The organism is Streptomyces botrytidirepellens (genome assembly GCF_003721215.1).
In the GTDB taxonomy this organism is placed as follows: Bacteria; Actinomycetota; Actinomycetes; order Streptomycetales; family Streptomycetaceae; genus Streptomyces; species Streptomyces himastatinicus.
On record NZ_RIBZ01000256.1, the window covers coordinates 1 to 15,636 of the forward strand.

Genomic DNA, 15,636 nt, shown 5'->3' on the forward strand with positions numbered 1-15,636 from the left:
CGCGCCGTCGGCGCTCCCTCCGCTGACCGCCGCGACGCCCGCCGACCTTGACGCGCGGTACGCGGCCCGCCGCGCGGACATACGGGCCGCCGAGCGGATGGCCGCCGGGCACGGGGACCGGCAGCGGGCCGCCGCGCTGCGGGACATGGCGGCACCGTCCCGGCAGTTCCTCTCCTTCGACGGGCGGGACGGGGGCCGTTCCGTCGAGGTCTTCGGGGACCTGTCGCGCGCCGCGCGGGTCGCCGTCCTGGTGCCGGGATCGGACACCAGCCTGGAGCGGTACGGGCGCCTGCGCGCCGGGGCCGTCGCCCTGAAGCACCAACTCGGGCGGCAGGGCGCCGTCGTCGCCTGGCTCGGGTACGAGACGCCGGGCACCGTGAGCCCCGAGGTGCTCACGGCGGGGCGGGCCGACCGAGCGGCACCCCGACTCGCTTCTTTCGCCCGGGAGTTGAGCACCGCCGCGCCCCGCGCCCGGATATCGCTGCTCTGCCATTCCTACGGCTCGCTGGTCTGCGCCCGGGCCGCGTCCGGGCTGGCGGTCGCGGACATCGTCCTGTTCGGCAGCCCCGGCGCCGGTGCCGACAGCGTCGGCCAGTTGCACACCCGGGCCGCCGTCTGGGCGGGCCGGGGTGCGCACGACTGGATAGCCGACGTTCCGCATGTGCGGATTCCGCTGCTGGTCACGACCGTCGGGCTGGGGGCCGATCCCGTGTCGAAGGGGTTCGGCGCCCGGAGCTTCGACGCGGGCGACGGCGGCCACAGCGACTACCTCAAGCCCGGTTCCGTAAGCCTGCGGAGCCTGGCCCGGATCGTGGGGGACGGGCATGCATGAGCTGATCCGGCGCATCGACGCCGCCACGCCGCCCGAGCGCGACCGCGCCGTGGACGCGCTGCGTGCGTTCGCCATCCTCGGCGTGGTGCTCGGCCACTGGCTGGTGACCGCCCTCGTCGCCGACAGCGGTACGGTGCGGGCCGCCAGTCCGCTGCTGTACCAGCCCCATCTCACCCCGCTCACCTGGGCGTTGCAGACCCTCGCGGTCTTCTACCTGGTGGGAGGGCAGATGAGCGCGCGCAGTCATGCCTCCGCCTGTGCCCGGGGCGTGCCGTACCGGCAGTGGCTGGGCGCCCGGATGGCCCGGCTGTTCCGGCCGGTCGCCGCGGTGCTGGTGGTGTGGACCCTGGCGGCGGGGGCGATGCTGGCCTCCGGGGTGGGTCTGACGACCCTGCACACCCTGCTCAAACTGGTGCTGTCGCCGCTGTGGTTCCTGCTGGTCTTCGCGGCGCTCACGGCGGCGACCCCACTGGTGGCCCGGTTGCATCCGCTGTGGCCGCTCGCCGTCGTCCTCCACGTCGACCTGTTCCGGTTCGGCTTCGGCGGGCCCGCCTGGGTCGGCTGGATCAACCTGGCGGCGGGCTGGCTGGTCCCGTACTGCCTGGGCGCGGCGTGGGCGCGCGGCGGGCTGCGGGGGCGCACGATCGGCTGGGTGCTGCTGCTCGGGGGAGGGGCGGTCACGGCCGGTCTCGTCCTGTTCGGCGGCTATCCGGCGGCCATGGTCGGGGTGCCCGGCGCCGCGATATCCAACCTCAACCCGCCGACCCTGGCCGCCGTCACCTTCGGGCTGGCCCAGTGCGGGGCGGCGCTGCTGCTGCTCGGTCCGCTGCGGCGGGTGCTGGCGCGGCCCGCGGTCTGGGCGGTGGTGGCGCTGCTGAACCTCTCCGCGATGACGGTCTTCCTATGGCACCAGACCGCGATGATGGCCGTCACCTCGACGGTGCTGCGGCTGAGCGGCCCGCTGCCCGGTCTGCACACCGTGCCCGACGGGCCGGGCTGGCTGGCCGCCCGGCTGGCCTGGCTGCCGGTGTTCGCGGTGGCGCTGCTGGTGTGCCGGGCGGCGTTCGGGGCGTACGAGCACGGCGAGCCGCGCACGGACGGCCGGGTGGTGCGCGAGGGCCGGCCGGGCGGGGTGACGGGGGAGGCGCGGAAGGGAGCGGGAGCGATGCGGCGTGGATAGGGTCACGTCCATGAGGGGGCGGGGGTGGGTGGTGAAGGTGACGCGGGGGCTGCGGGCGGTTCCGGGCGTCCTGCGCGAGGACCTGTGGACGACGGCGGCCGATCCGCTGCCGCGCCGGAGCGGGCCGAGCTGGCTGGACTGGCTGCCCGCGCTGGCGCTGCCGGTGGTGCTGGGCGCGGTGGTGCTGTTCATCGCGTGCGTCGACAAGTACGGGGAGTTCTACGGGTTCGGCCAGGGGGCCGGCGTCCTGCTCGCCGCGGTTCAGTCCGTGGCGCTCGCAGCGGCGCTGTTCCGGCCGGTCCCGGCGTGGTGGGCGATAACGGCCGTGACGATGGTGATCGTGCTGACCGCGCGGCCCGGGTCCATCTCCGAGACGACATTCCCCTGGTCCGGCGAGGGGTTGACGGTGCAGGCGCTGGTGCTGTTCCTGCTGGCGCTGCGCACCCGCCCCCGGATAGCGGTCGAGGTGCTGGCAATCAGCGTGCTGGTGGGCCTGGTCTCCCGTGTCTCCATCGAGCCGGTGCCGCCCCCCGAGAGCGACGCCGGGTTCTTCGTCTCGGTCCTGGTGACGGCCGTGGTGGTCGGCACCGCACTGCGCGGACGACGGGTGGCCCGGGCGCGGCTGGTCGAGCAGCAGGAGCTGACCGCCGAGGAGCGGGCCCGGCGCACCCTGCTGGAGGAGCGCAACCGCATAGCCCGGGAGCTGCACGACGTGGTCGCGCACCACATGTCGGTGATCTCCATCCAGGCACAGGTCGCCCCGCATCTGGCCGAAAACCCGTCCGACGAGCTGAAGGAGAACCTGGCGGGCATCCGCCGCAGCGCGGTCGAGGCGCTGACCGAGCTGCGCCGGGTGCTGGGCGTGCTGCGCTCCGAGGACGCTCTCGCCGATGGCGTACGCCATGCCCCGCAGCCCACCCTGGACCGGCTGGACGAACTGGTGGGCACGGTGCGCAGCACCGGGATCCCGGTGGCCGTCCAGATAGCGGGTGACCGTCGGCCGCTGCCGCCGGGCCTCGAGCTGTCGGCGTTCCGCATCGTGCAGGAGGCGTTGAGCAATGTGATGCGGCACGCGCCGGGGGCCGAGGTGCGGGTGGAGATCGGCTACCACCCGGACGGGCTCACCGTCTGGGTCGTCAACACCGCCCCGGACCGCCCCGCCCTGCCCTCGCCGGGCGCCGGGCACGGGCTGCTCGGAATGCGCGAGCGCACCGCGATGCTCGGGGGCGAGCTGGCCACCGGCCCGACGCCGGACGGCGGTTACGAGGTGGCCGCCGTACTGCCCCAGCGCGAGCCCGACCTCTCCCCCGCCACGAGCCCCGCCACGAGCCCCGCTATGAGTTCCCCCGCCACGAGGCCGACCGAGACCGCCGAGGACACCGCATGACGACGAGCATCCGCGTCCTGATCGCCGACGATCNAGGACACCGCATGACGACGAGCATCCGCGTCCTGATCGCCGACGATCAGAGCATGGTCCGCCAGGGCTTCACGGTGCTGCTGAACGCCGAACCCGGCATCGAGGTCGTCGGCCAGGCCGTGGACGGTGAGGACGCCATCGCCCAGATCGCCGAACTCGCCCCCGATGTCGTCCTGATGGACATCCGCATGCCCGGCCTCGGCGGCATCGAGGCCACCCGCCGGCTCACCGAACCCGACGGCGCCACCGTCAAGGTGCTCGTCCTCACCACCTTCGACCTCGACGAGTATGTGTACGAGGCGCTGCGCGCGGGCGCGTCCGGGTTTCTGCTGAAGGACGCGTCGGCCGAGGAACTGGCCCATGCGGTACGGGTGGTGGCGGCCGGGGACGCGTTGCTCGCGCCGAACATCACCAAGCGTCTGATCGCGGAGTTCTCGCGGGTGACCGCCGCCGCCCCGCGCGCTCCCCTCAAGGACCGCGTCGGCGATCTGACGGAGCGCGAGACCGAGGTGCTGGCCCTGATCGCCCAGGGCCTGTCGAACGGGGAGATCGCCACCCGGCTGGTGGTGGCGGAGCAGACCGTGAAGACCCATGTCGGCCGGATCCTGCTCAAGCTGGGTCTGCGCGACCGCACTCAGGCCGCGGTCTTCGCGTTCGAGTCGGGTCTGGTGCGCCCTACCGCCCTCTGATGCGGTCCTCGGATGCGGTTCATGCATATGAATTGATGTTCAGGTATTGAAGACATGGCCTTATCCATTGACCTCCTGTGTTCACCTCTTTATCGTCACTGCGACCGTCACCGGCGAACCACGACGGAGAACAATGACGTACTCCACCTCCCGGCTGCCGCGCGCCGCCCGGCTGATCGCCCCGCTCCTCGTCTGCGGGCTGATCGCCGCCGTGCCCCCGGCGTCCGCCGCTCCCGAATCCGACTCCTCAGCGGCGGCCCGTGCCGGCGCCGGGGGCTGTGCGCGTGGGCCGTCAGACGGCTGGGCGCAGACCTCCGACCGCATCGATCCCAAGGACAGCTACCACGCGTACGTGGGCAACGGCTATCTCGGGCAGCGCGTGCCGCCGAACGGCACCGGATACTCGGGCGGCGGCGACAAGACCGGATGGCCGCTGTTCACGCCCCGCTACGACGGGGCGTTCGTCTCCGGCCTGTACGCGCACAACAAGGAGACCACCGAGAACCGGCAGGTAGCCGCCGCCATCCCCAACTGGTCCACGCTGAACGTGGCCACCGGGGGCAAGGGCGCGGAGACCTTCGGTTCGGGTACGTCCGCCGGGCACATCTCGCACTACCGGCAGACCGTCTTCCTGCGCTGCGGCTTCGTCCGCACGTCCCTCACCTGGACGGCGTCCGACGGCCGTGCCACCGACCTCACCTATGACGTGCTCGCCGACCGCAACGACGCGCACGTGGGCGCCGTACGGCTGCGCATGACCCCGCACTGGAGCGGCGACGCCACCGTCACCGACCGCATCGACGGGCGCGGCGCCCGGCGCATGACGCAGACCGGCGGCGGCGCCCATGGCGACCGTACGGTCGATGTGGCGTTCCGTACGGACGGCACCAAGACCGACGGCTCCGTCGCGTCCACCCTGCGGCCCGGCCGTAACGTACAGAACGCGAAGGCGGAACGGGCCGACCAGGGCGGTGAGTTGAGCGCCCGCCAGGGCGTCCGTTTCCCGGTGCGGCAGGGCCGCGCCTATGAGTTCACCAAGTACGTCGGCGTCGACACCGCGCTGACCTCCCACGCCCCGCGCGCCGACGCCGTCGCCGCCTCCCGCCGGGCCGCCGACCGCGGCTGGCCCGCGCTGTTCACCGAGCACACTGCCGCGTGGCGCAAGCTCTGGCGCTCCGACATCGAGATCGGCGGCCGCAGGCAGCGCGACCTCCAGGGCTGGGTGCGCTCGGCGCAGTACGGGCTGCTGTCCGCCACTCGCGCCGGTTCCCGCAACAGCATCTCCCCGACCGGGCTGACCAGCGACAACTACGGTGGCCTGATTTTCTGGGACGCCGAGACCTGGATGTACCCGGGGCTGCTGGCGAGCCACCCCGAACTGGCGAAGTCCGTGGTCGAGTACCGCTACAAGACCCGCGCCGGTGCCCGGACGAACGCGCGCAAGCTCGGCTACCCCGGCCTCTTCTACCCCTGGACCAGCGCCAGCAAGGGCGGGCTGTGGACCGAGTGCCACAGCTGGGACCCGCCGCACTGCCGCACCCAGAACCACCTCCAGAGCGACATCGCCCTCGCGGCCTGGCAGTACTTCCAGGCCACCGGGGACGCCACCTGGCTGCGCGAGCGCGGCTGGCCGGTGCTCAAGGGCATCGCCGAGTTCTGGGCCGGGCGCGTGACCCACAACGACGACGGCAGCTACTCCATCAAGAACGTCGCGGGCCCCGACGAGTACAGCAACGGCGTGGACGACGCGGTGTTCACCAACGCCGGAGCCGCCACCGCCCTGCGCCACGCCGCCCGCGCCGCCCGCGTCCTCGGCGAGAAGCCCCCCGCCGCCTGGACCCGGATCGCGGACAAGCTGCGCATCCCGTACGACAAGAAGAAGCAGGTCTTCCAGCAGTACGACGGCTACAAGGGCTCGCTGATCAAGCAGGCGGACACCGTGCTGCTCATGTATCCGCTGGAGTGGCCGATGTCCGGGCAGTCCGCCGCGGAGACGCTCGACTACTACGCGGCGCGCACCGACCCCGACGGCCCGGCCATGACCGACTCGGTGCACGCGATCGACGCCGCGTCCATCGGGGAGCCCGGCTGCTCCTCGTACACGTACCTGATGCGTTCCATCAAGCCGTTCGTGCGCGGCCCGTTCGACCAGTTCTCGGAGGCGCGCGGCGAGAAGGCGGGCGCCAACGACCCGCTGGCCGGGTCCCCCGCACAGGACTTCCTCACCGGCAAGGGCGGCTTCCTCCAGGTCTTCACCCACGGCCTGACCGGGATGCGGATGCAGGAGGACGCCGTGCGGTTCGACCCCATGCTGCCGCCGCAGCTCCGTGACGGCGTCACCCTGCGGGGGCTGCGCTGGCAGGGCCGTACGTACGACGTGGCGGTCGGCCCGCACGAGACGACGGTGCGGCTGACCTCCGGGGCGCCGTTCGACATCGAGACCCCGCAGGGCGGGAAGCAGGTCGTGAGCGAGGGCGCCCCCGCCGTCCTCAAGACCCGCCGCCCGGACCTCACCCCGACCACCAACCTCGCCCGCTGCCAGGAGGCGACGGCGAGTTCGCAGGAGCCGGGCATGGAGCCGGGCGCCGCCCTCGACGGCAACGCGGCCACCGCCTGGGTCCCGAACGCGGCCCGGGGTACCCTCACCGCCGACCTCGGCCGGACCGTACGGATCGGCGAGGTCACCCCGCAGTGGACCAGCACCCGCCCCGCCTCGCACCACACTCAGGTCTCGCTCGACGGGCGGCACTGGCGCGACGGGACCACGGGCCCGGCCCGCTACGTCCGCGTCACGCTGCGCTCGGCGGACGACAAGAAGCGCGCGGGCATCGAGGAGCTGAAGGTGACCAAGTGACCCGGTGACACCGGTACAGGGCGTGCGGTGCACGGAGCATCAAGAACCGTGCACCGCACGCCAATGACATCCGGCGGCTGTCGGTCCATGCTGATCAGCGAAGGTGAGCAGGGCTTCGACGGGGGGAGTCCTGCTCGCCTTCACCCGTGCGGTCCGACAGCTGCGACGCCTCCGCCAGCTGCGATTGCCGCACCTGCTGCGACAGGGCCGTCCGGCGGAAGTCCCGGGGCGGTATCCCATAGGCGCCGCGGAACGCCCGGCTGAAGTCGGCCGCGTGGCTGAAGCCCCAGCGCGCGGCGATGGCGTGGATGGGCAGGCCGCTCTGTGCGGGGTCGGCCAGGTCGCGGCAGCAGCGCTCCAGGCGCTGGGCGCGGATCCAGGCGGCGACGGTGTGCCCCTGCCGTTCGAAGAGCCGGTGGAGGTAGCGCACCGAGATGTGGTGGGCCGCGGCGATCGAGGCCGGGGTCAGGCCGGGGGTGTGCAGGTTCCGTTGCGCGAAGTCCTGGATCCGCAGGACGAGGGCGCGCCGGTGGCTCTCGGGCGCCGTATGGGTAGCCCCGGCCCCGGCCTCCGCGTCGCCGTCCAGCTCGTGCGCGAGCAGCGCGGTGAGCAGATCGACCACCACGCTACCCAGGCGCGGGGCGTCGGCCGGGCGGTACGCGGTGTGCTCGGCGCTCATCCGGATGAGGACGTCGGCGAGGAGGGCGCCGATGCCCGTCCGCCCCGACAGCCGCCGCCCGAGCAGCCGGTCGAGGTCGGCCGCCGGGAACGGCAGCAGGGACGGCGGGACGGCGACCGTCATCGTGTCCGTTCTGCCGCGCCCGATGACGGCCTCGTAGGGCCGGGACGTGCAGGAGAGCATGAACTGCCGGGCGCCGAGCGTCGTGGTCGCGCCCGCGTGCCGGACGTCCGTCTCCCCGCTCAGATGCAGCTGGAGGTGGTACAGCTCCGGATCCGACCGGCGGATGTGGACCGGTGTCCGGTGGTTCCACAGGGAGGGGACGGACGTGCCGGACACCATGACCTGCCCCAGGTGGATGCCCCACATCGTCGCCCGGAAGTCGCCCTCATGGGTGCTGCGCAGCTCCATGGGGATCGTCGTCCGGTCGCACAGGGCACGCCAGGCCGCGAACCGTTCCGAGGGCGGGATGTCGTCGATCTGGACCACCATCTCGATCATCACCCTTCTGATGTGCGGTTGTTGTGCGGTGATCGCCTGGTGTGACCCTAATCGGTGCCCATAAGTGTTTGATGAACGGTCCGGTTGAGCAACCCGGCCTCAGGGCGCGGTGAGCACCCGCGGTCCGTCGTTCGTGATCGCCACGGTGTGCTCGTTGTGCGTCGCCCGGCTGCCGTCCACCGTACGGAGCGTCCAGCCGTCGTCGTCCGTCAGATACGCGTCCCTGCCGCCCGCCATGAACATCGGCTCGATGGCCAGCACCAGCCCGTGCCGCAGCGGGTAGCCGCGCCCCGGCCGCCCCTCGTTGGGCACCGGCGGGTCCTCGTGCATCCGCCGTCCCACGCCATGGCCGCCGAAGTCCTCGGGGATGCCGTACCCGGCCGCCCGGCCCACCGTTCCGATGGCGTGCGCGATGTCGCCGATCCGGCCGCCGACGACGGCCGCCGCGATGCCCGCTTCCAGGGCCTTCCGGCCGGTCTCGACCAGCCGTGCGTCCTCGGGGCGGGCGGTGCCGACGATGAAGCTGGTCGCGCAGTCGCTGGCCCAGCCGTCGAGGACCGCGCCGCAGTCGATGGACACCACATCGCCGTCGCGCAGCCGGTACCCGTTCGGGATGCCGTGCACGATCGCGTCGTTGACCGAGGCGCAGATGGCTGCGGGGAAGGGGGTCGGGGCGAAGCCCGGCCGGTAGCCGAGGAACGGGGACGTCGCCCCGGCCCGGCGCAACACCTCCCGGGCCACCTCGTCCAGTTCGCGCAGGCTCACGCCGACGGCGGCGGCCTCGCGCGCCGCCGTGAGGATGCCCCCGGCGACCCGGCCCGCCTCCCGCATGGCGTCCAGCGACGCGTCCGTCTTGATTTCCACCACAGTGCTGCCCTCCCGAGCGTGACCCAATTCTTATACCGGTATTAGTATCACGGTCATGGTGCGCACTCCTCTCACTCCGTCGGAACGCGAACGCGGCCGCTTCCTCGGTGTCCTGCTGCGGCAGGCCCGGGGCGAACGCAGCATGGCGGACGTCGCCGCCGGGGCCGGGATCTCGGCGGAGACCCTCCGCAAGATCGAGACCGGCCGGGCTCCCACTCCCGCCTTCTTCACCATCGCCGCCCTCGCCACCACCCTGGGCCTGCGACTGGACGACATCGCCGCGCGCTGCGCCGCGGTCACCGTCCCGGAGGAGGTGCCGCGCGACGAGGCGGCGTGACAGCCCTGCCCGCCGCCCGGTTGTTGCGGAAGGATGAAATCCGCACACGTGTGTGTTGGGTCTTCCGGCAGCAGTGGACACCGGGAGGTCATGAGTGGCGGGCGGCAAAGGCGACACCACCGATAAGGGTGGCAACGCCGACAACAGCGACAATGCGGACGTACGGCAGAGCTGGGCACGGAGACTGATCCGCCACTGCATGCGGTACCGCCGCAATGTGCTGCTCGCGCTCGGGGCCTCGCTCGCCGGGATGGGCGTCATGGCGCTGGTCCCGCTCGTCACCAAGCTGATCATCGACGAGGTGATCGTCCGGCACGACCGGGCGCTCGCGCCCTGGGCCGTCCTGCTGATCGTCGCGGCCCTCGTCGTCTACGCCCTCACCTACGTCCGCCGCTTCTACGGCGGACGCCTCGCGCTCGACGTCCAGCACGATCTGCGGACCGCGATGTACGCGTCCCTGGTCCGCCTCGACGGCAGGCGCCAGGACGAGCTGTCCACCGGACAGATCGTCGGCCGCGCCACCAGCGACCTCCAGCTGATCCAGGGCCTGCTCTTCATGGTGCCGATGATGATCGGCAACGTGCTGCTCTTCCTGGTCTCCCTCGTCGTGATGGCGGTGCTCTCCCCGCTGCTCACCGTCGTCGCCCTCGCCGTCGCGCCCGCCCTGTGGGTCCTCGCCTCGCGCAGCCGCATCCGGCTCTTCCCCGCTACCTGGTACGCCCAGGGCCAGGCCGCAGCCGTCGCCGGGGTCGTGGACGGTGCCGTCACCGGCGTCCGCGTCGTCAAGGGCTTCGGCCAGGAGGGGCAGGAGACGGGCAAGCTCCGCGAGGTCGGCCGCGGTCTCTTCGCCGCCCGGCTGCGCACGGTCCGCCTCAACGCCCGCTACACCCCCGCCCTCCAGGCCGTCCCGGCCCTCGGCCAGGTCGCGATGCTGGCCCTCGGCGGCTGGATGGCCACCCGCGGGCAGATCACCCTCGGCACGTTCGTCGCCTTCTCGACCTACCTCGCGCAGCTCGTCGGCCCGGTGCGGATGCTCACCATGATGCTGACCGTGGGCCAGCAGGCCCGGGCCGGTGTCGAGCGGGTCTACGAACTCATCGACACCGAACCGGTCATCCAGGAGCGCCCGGACGCGCGCGAACTGCCCGCGGACGCGCCCGCGACGGTCGAATTCGATCACGTCACCTTCGGCTACGACCCCGACCGGCCGGTGCTCTCCGATGTGTCACTGCGCATCGAACCGGGCGAGACGGTCGCCGTGGTCGGCGCCTCCGGCAGCGGCAAGTCCACCCTGTCCATGCTGCTGCCCCGCTTCTACGACGTGACGGACGGCGCGGTGCGGATCGGCGGCCACGACGTGCGCGAGCTGACGTACGAGTCGCTGCGCGCCGCCATCGGGCTCGTCCCCGAGGACAGCTTCCTCTTCTCCGACACCGTGCGCGCCAACCTCGCCTACGGGCTGCCGGACGCCGACGACGAGCAGATCCGGGCCGCCGCCCGCGCCGCCCAGGCCGACGGCTTCATCTCCGCCCTCCCGGACGGCTACGACACCGAGGTCGGCGAGCAGGGCCTCACCCTCTCCGGCGGCCAGCGCCAGCGCATGGCCCTGGCCCGCGCGATCCTCACCGACCCGCGGCTGCTCGTCCTCGACGACGCCACCTCGGCGGTGGACGCGCGCGTCGAGCACGAGATCCACGGGGCGCTGCGGGGCGTCATGGCGGGCCGTACGACCCTCCTCATCGCCCACCGCCTCTCCACCCTCGCCCTCGCCGACCGCATCGCCGTCCTGGACGGCGGCCGCCTGGTGGACCTGGGCACGGACGAGGAACTGCGGGGGCGCTGCGAGCTGTACCGCCGTCTGCTGACCGACCCGGACGAGCTGAGCGGCATCACCCGCGACCCGGCCGGGCGCCTCGCCGTACGGCCGCGCGGCGGCGACGACCCCGAGCACGCCAACGCTTCCGGTTTCGCCGGGGCGTTCGGCGGCGAGGCGGCCGCAACGGGGCTGGCCGAGCCGTGTCTCGACGGGGAACCGTCCGCGAACGGCAAGGGGACGGCGACGGCGCAGGTGCGCGGCGGCGACGACCCCGCGCATGCCACGCCCCGCACCGCGGGCGGGGTGACCCCGGAGCTCTGGGCGCGGCGCGACGGGGACGGCGACACGACGGCCCCCGAGGCCCGAACCGCCACCGCACCACCCGCCCCCGGGATGGCCGGGGCGCTGGCCGGGATGCCCGCCACGCCCGAGCTGCTGGCCAAGGTCGAGGCCCTGCCGCCCGCCACCGACACGCCCGAGGTGGACGAGGAGCGGGCCGCGCGGCCGGAAGAGGCTTACGGCCTACGGCAGTTGCTGCGCGGATTCGGCACGCCGCTGCTGTTCTGCCTGCTGCTGGTCGCGGTCGACGCGGTGTCCGGGCTGCTGCTGCCCGTTCTCATCCGGCACGGCATCGACCAGGGCGTCCAGCGCCTCGCGCTGGGCGCGGTGTGGGCGGCGTCCGGGCTGGCGCTGGTCGTCGTCCTCGCGCAGTGGGCCGCGCAGTTCGGGGAGACGCGGCTGACCGGGCGCACGGGCGAGCGCATGCTGTACGCCCTGCGGGTCAAGATCTTCGCGCAGTTGCAGCGGCTCGGACTCGACTACTACGAGCGCGAGCTGACCGGCAAGATCATGACGCGGATGACCACCGATGTGGACGCGCTGTCGACGTTCCTCCAGACCGGTCTGGTCACCGCCGTCGTCAGCCTGCTGACCTTCTTCGGCATCCTGGTCGCGCTGCTGGTGATCGACGTCCAGCTGGCGCTGGTGGTGTTCGCCACCCTGCCGCCGCTGATCGTCGGCACGTTCGTCTTCCGCCGCAAGAGCGTCAAGGCGTACGAACTCGCCCGTGAGCGCGTGGGCATCGTCAATGCCGATCTCCAGGAGAGCGTGGCGGGGCTGCGCATCGTGCAGGCGTTCAGGCGCGAGGGCGTCGGCCGGGAGCGGTTCGCCGGGCGCAGCGACGCGTACCGGCAGGCGCGGGTGCGCGGTCAGTGGCTGATCTCGGTGTACTTCCCGTTCGTCCAGCTGCTGTCGTCCACGGCCGCCGCGCTGGTGCTGATCGTCGGCTCCGGGCGGGTGAGCGACGGGACGCTGACGGCGGGGGCGCTGGTCGCCTATCTGCTCTACATCGACCTGTTCTTCGCGCCCGTCCAGCAGCTGTCGCAGGTGTTCGACGGCTATCAGCAGGCCACGGTGTCACTGGGCCGCATCCAGGAGCTGCTGCGGGAGCCGACCACCACCCCGGCGCCGGAGAACCCGCGCGCGGTGCGGACGGTGCGCGGCGAGGTGGCCTTCGAGGACGTGCGCTTCCGCTACGGGGGTGAGGATGCCGAGGAGGCCCTGTCGGGCATCGACCTCACGATCCCGGCCGGTCAGACGGTGGCGTTCGTGGGGGAGACGGGCGCGGGCAAGTCCACGCTCGTCAAGCTGGTCGCCCGCTTCTACGACCCCACCGGCGGCGCCGTACGGATCGACGGCACGGACCTGCGCGAGCTGGACCTCACCGCGTACCGCAACCGGCTGGGCGTCGTCCCGCAGGAGCCGTATCTCTTCCCCGGGACCGTGCGCGACGCCATCGCCTACGGGCGGCCCGACGCGAGCGACGCCGAGGTGGAGGCGGCCGCGCGGGCGGTCGGCGCCCACGCCATGGTGGCCTCGCTCGACGGCGGCTATCTGCACGCGGTCTCCGAGCGCGGGCGCAATCTGTCGGCCGGGCAGCGCCAGCTGATCGCGCTCGCGCGCGCCGAACTGGTCGACCCGGACATCCTGCTGCTCGACGAGGCCACGGCCGCACTCGACCTGGCCACCGAGGGCCTGGTCAACCAGGCCACGGACCGGCTGGCGGGCCGACGCACCACGCTGGTCGTCGCGCACCGGCTGACCACCGCGGCCCGCGCGGACCGGGTGGTGGTCCTGGACCACGGGCGGGTCGTCGAGGACGGTACGCACGAGGAGCTGGTGGCACGGCCGGACGGCCGGTATGCCGAGCTGTGGCGCACCTTCACGGGAGAGACGGCCCCGGTGGGGGCGTAACGACCCCCGCCGTCGGGGCGGGTGCGGCCGCCTCATGAGTGCGCCGCCCGGCCGTGACTATACGGCCGGTAACTCTCGGCGTTCACCGCTCATCACGCACGGTGACGTCACGGTTCCATGCCGCTCGCCCTCGCGATGCCCTCCACCTCGCGCCGGTCCGCCTCCCGCTGCTCCGCCTCGGCCGCCACGCGCTGCTTGTGGCGGTGCAGGAAGTCGGGGTCCTGGGCCCGGTCCTGGGGCACCAGCACCTTCATGCCCTTGGCGTGCGGGCTGTCGCCGAGGTCGACGACCACCCGCTCGTCCTGGGAGGTGAGCAGGCCGAACAACACCAGCAGCTCGGCCTGGAGTGCGGGGGTGAACAGCTCTTTCTCCTCGGGGCCCATGCCGAGTTCGTACGTCCCCCCGCGGACGGCCGGTGAGGTGCTCAGCTCGCGCAGCAGCCGCATGAGCAGCTCCAGCGAGCGCGGATCGATTCGTTCCTGCAATTCGGTCAGATACTGCGTCAGCCGCTCGGCCCGTTCGCTCCGGTCGTGCCGTTCGTCTCGGTCCATGTCGCCAGGATGCGCCATCACAGCCCGCTACGAAAGGGGGTGACGGCAACAACTCTCCGTATTCGGCGGCTGGTTGGCGTGATCGGAACCCTCTAGCCACTCCGTCTGTGCCCCGATAGGTTCTCGGCGACCTGTGCGATTGATGTGCATCCAGGGGATGTGCACCCAAGGGGAGGGCGAATGGGCAAGGCGCTCAGATGGCTGTTGTCGCTCGTGATAATCGTGGGGGCGGTCGGCGCCGGTGCGGGCAGCGCACCGGCGGCAGCGGCCACCCCCGCGAGCGAGCCGGACATCAAGGAACGCGTACTGGCGATACCCGGGATGAGCTTCGTCGAGGAGCAGCCGTACGACGGCTACCGCTTCCTCGTCTTCACCTACCAGCAGCCGGTCGACCACCGGCATCCGTCCAAGGGCACCTTCGAGCAGCGGTTCACCCTGCTGCACAAGGCCACCGACCGGCCGACGGTGTTCTTCACCTCCGGCTACAACGTCAACACCACGCCGCGCCGCAGTGAGCCCACGCAGATCGTGGACGGCAACCAGGTGTCCATGGAGTATCGGTTCTTCACACCGTCGCGGCCCCAGCCCGCCGACTGGTCGAAGCTCGACATCTGGCAGGCCGCCAGCGACCAGCACCGGCTGTACCGGGCGCTGCACCGCGTCTACGGCAAGAAGTGGCTCGCCACCGGCGGCAGCAAGGGCGGCATGACCGCCACGTACTACCGCCGCTTCTACCCGAAGGACATGGCCGGCACCATCGCCTACGTCGCGCCCAACGACGTGGTCAACGCCGAGGATTCGGCCTACGACCGCTTCTTCGCGGGCGTCGGCACCGCCGAATGCCGCACCAAGCTGAACGCGGTCCAGCGCGAAGCGCTCGTGCGGCGCGACGAGATCGTGGCGCGGTACCAGAAGTGGGCCGACGACGAGAAGCAGACGTTCACGGTCGTCGGCAGCGCCGACAAGGCGTACGAGAACGTCGTCCTCGACCTGGTGTGGGCCTTCTGGCAGTACCACCTGCTGAAGGACTGCGCGGACGTCCCGGCGGCCACGGCCTCCACGGATGACCTCTACACGTTCATCGACGACATCTCCGGCTTCTCCGCCTACACCGACCAGGGCCTGGAGACGTACACCCCGTACTACTACCAGGCGGGCACCGAACTGGGCGCCCCCACCTTCAAGACCCCGCACCTGGACGGTCTGCTGCGCTACCCGGGCATCTACAACCCGCGCAACTACGTCCCGCGCGACATCCCGATGCGCTTCAAGCCGGGCGCGATGCGGGACGTGGACCGCTGGGTCCGCCATGACGCGAACCGGATGCTGTTCGTCTACGGGGAGAACGACCCGTGGGGCGCCGAGCCGTTCCGCCTGGGCAAGGGCGCGCGCGACTCGTACGTCTACACGGCCCCCGGCGGCAACCACGGCTCCAACATCGCCCAGCTGACGGCGCCCGAAAAGGCGAAGGCGACGGCCGCGGTCCAGAAGTGGGCAGGCGTCCCCGCCTCGTCCAAGCCCCTGGCCCCCCGCGACACCAAGCTGGACCGCCGCGAGGTGGAGCGCGATCCGATGTTGAGGCCGTAACCCCCGGCCCGTGGCCCCGGCCCGCCCACGGCCCGGGGCCCGGGCCCCGGGCCCGCTCTGGGCCCGGACC

At 72.3% G+C, this 15,636-nt stretch carries 11 protein-coding genes; 8 read left to right on the forward strand and 3 right to left on the reverse strand.

Features of this window, described 5'->3' with window-relative positions:
* From EEJ42_RS20140 to EEJ42_RS20160, 5 genes are all read left to right on the forward strand, one after another.
* Positions 1–832, forward strand: an 832-nt coding sequence (locus EEJ42_RS20140; RefSeq protein ID WP_123101484.1) for an alpha/beta hydrolase, incomplete at its 5' end; no start/stop codon positions are given.
* The gene (locus tag EEJ42_RS20145) at positions 825–2,012 is read left to right on the forward strand and encodes an acyltransferase family protein (protein WP_123101486.1); all 1,188 of its coding nucleotides are present in this window, start codon (positions 825–827) and stop codon (positions 2,010–2,012) included. The genes EEJ42_RS20140 and EEJ42_RS20145, both read left to right, overlap by 8 nt.
* 10 nt (positions 2,013–2,022) lie before the next feature.
* Positions 2,023–3,399, forward strand: coding sequence for a sensor histidine kinase (locus tag EEJ42_RS20150; protein WP_123101488.1), 1,377 nt, complete (start codon positions 2,023–2,025; stop codon positions 3,397–3,399).
* 44 nt (positions 3,400–3,443) lie between these two features.
* Entirely contained in the window at positions 3,444–4,121 is a 678-nt protein-coding gene (locus EEJ42_RS20155; protein ID WP_123101500.1) for a response regulator, read from the forward strand.
* A 133-nt stretch (positions 4,122–4,254) separates the two neighbouring features.
* Positions 4,255–6,975 carry a glycosyl hydrolase family 65 domain-containing protein gene (locus EEJ42_RS20160; protein WP_123101490.1) on the forward strand — a complete coding sequence of 907 codons (2,721 nt, stop codon included), beginning with the start codon at positions 4,255–4,257 and terminating at the stop codon, positions 6,973–6,975.
* A 94-nt stretch (positions 6,976–7,069) separates the two neighbouring features.
* Here EEJ42_RS20160 and EEJ42_RS20165 read toward each other — a convergent pair whose 3' ends face one another.
* Together EEJ42_RS20165 and map are read right to left on the reverse strand one after the other, a co-directional pair.
* Entirely contained in the window at positions 7,070–8,155 is a 1,086-nt protein-coding gene (locus tag EEJ42_RS20165; protein ID WP_246097008.1) for a helix-turn-helix domain-containing protein, read from the reverse strand.
* A gap of 99 nt (positions 8,156–8,254) precedes the next feature.
* A complete protein-coding gene (gene map / locus EEJ42_RS20170; protein WP_123101494.1) occupies positions 8,255–9,022 on the reverse strand; it encodes a type I methionyl aminopeptidase in 768 nt (255 codons plus the stop codon).
* 55 nt (positions 9,023–9,077) lie between these two features.
* Here map and EEJ42_RS20175 point away from each other — a divergent pair, with 55 nt between their 5' ends.
* Both EEJ42_RS20175 and EEJ42_RS20180 read left to right on the forward strand, forming a co-directional pair.
* Complete coding sequence (locus EEJ42_RS20175) at positions 9,078–9,359, forward strand: helix-turn-helix domain-containing protein (RefSeq protein ID WP_123101496.1); 282 nt, start codon at positions 9,078–9,080, stop codon at positions 9,357–9,359.
* Positions 9,360–9,558: 199 nt separating this feature from the next.
* Positions 9,559–13,428, forward strand: coding sequence for an ABC transporter ATP-binding protein (locus tag EEJ42_RS20180; protein ID WP_123101502.1), 3,870 nt, complete (start codon positions 9,559–9,561; stop codon positions 13,426–13,428).
* A 107-nt stretch (positions 13,429–13,535) separates the two neighbouring features.
* Here EEJ42_RS20180 and EEJ42_RS20185 read toward each other — a convergent pair whose 3' ends face one another.
* Positions 13,536–13,979 (reverse strand): hypothetical protein, encoded by a 444-nt coding sequence (locus tag EEJ42_RS20185; protein ID WP_039941875.1) that lies wholly within the window; start codon positions 13,977–13,979, stop codon positions 13,536–13,538.
* Between the two features lie 180 nt (positions 13,980–14,159).
* Here EEJ42_RS20185 and EEJ42_RS20190 point away from each other — a divergent pair, with 180 nt between their 5' ends.
* Entirely contained in the window at positions 14,160–15,566 is a 1,407-nt protein-coding gene (locus tag EEJ42_RS20190) for a S28 family serine protease (protein ID WP_123101498.1), read from the forward strand.
* The last annotated feature ends 70 nt before the right edge of the window (positions 15,567–15,636 follow it).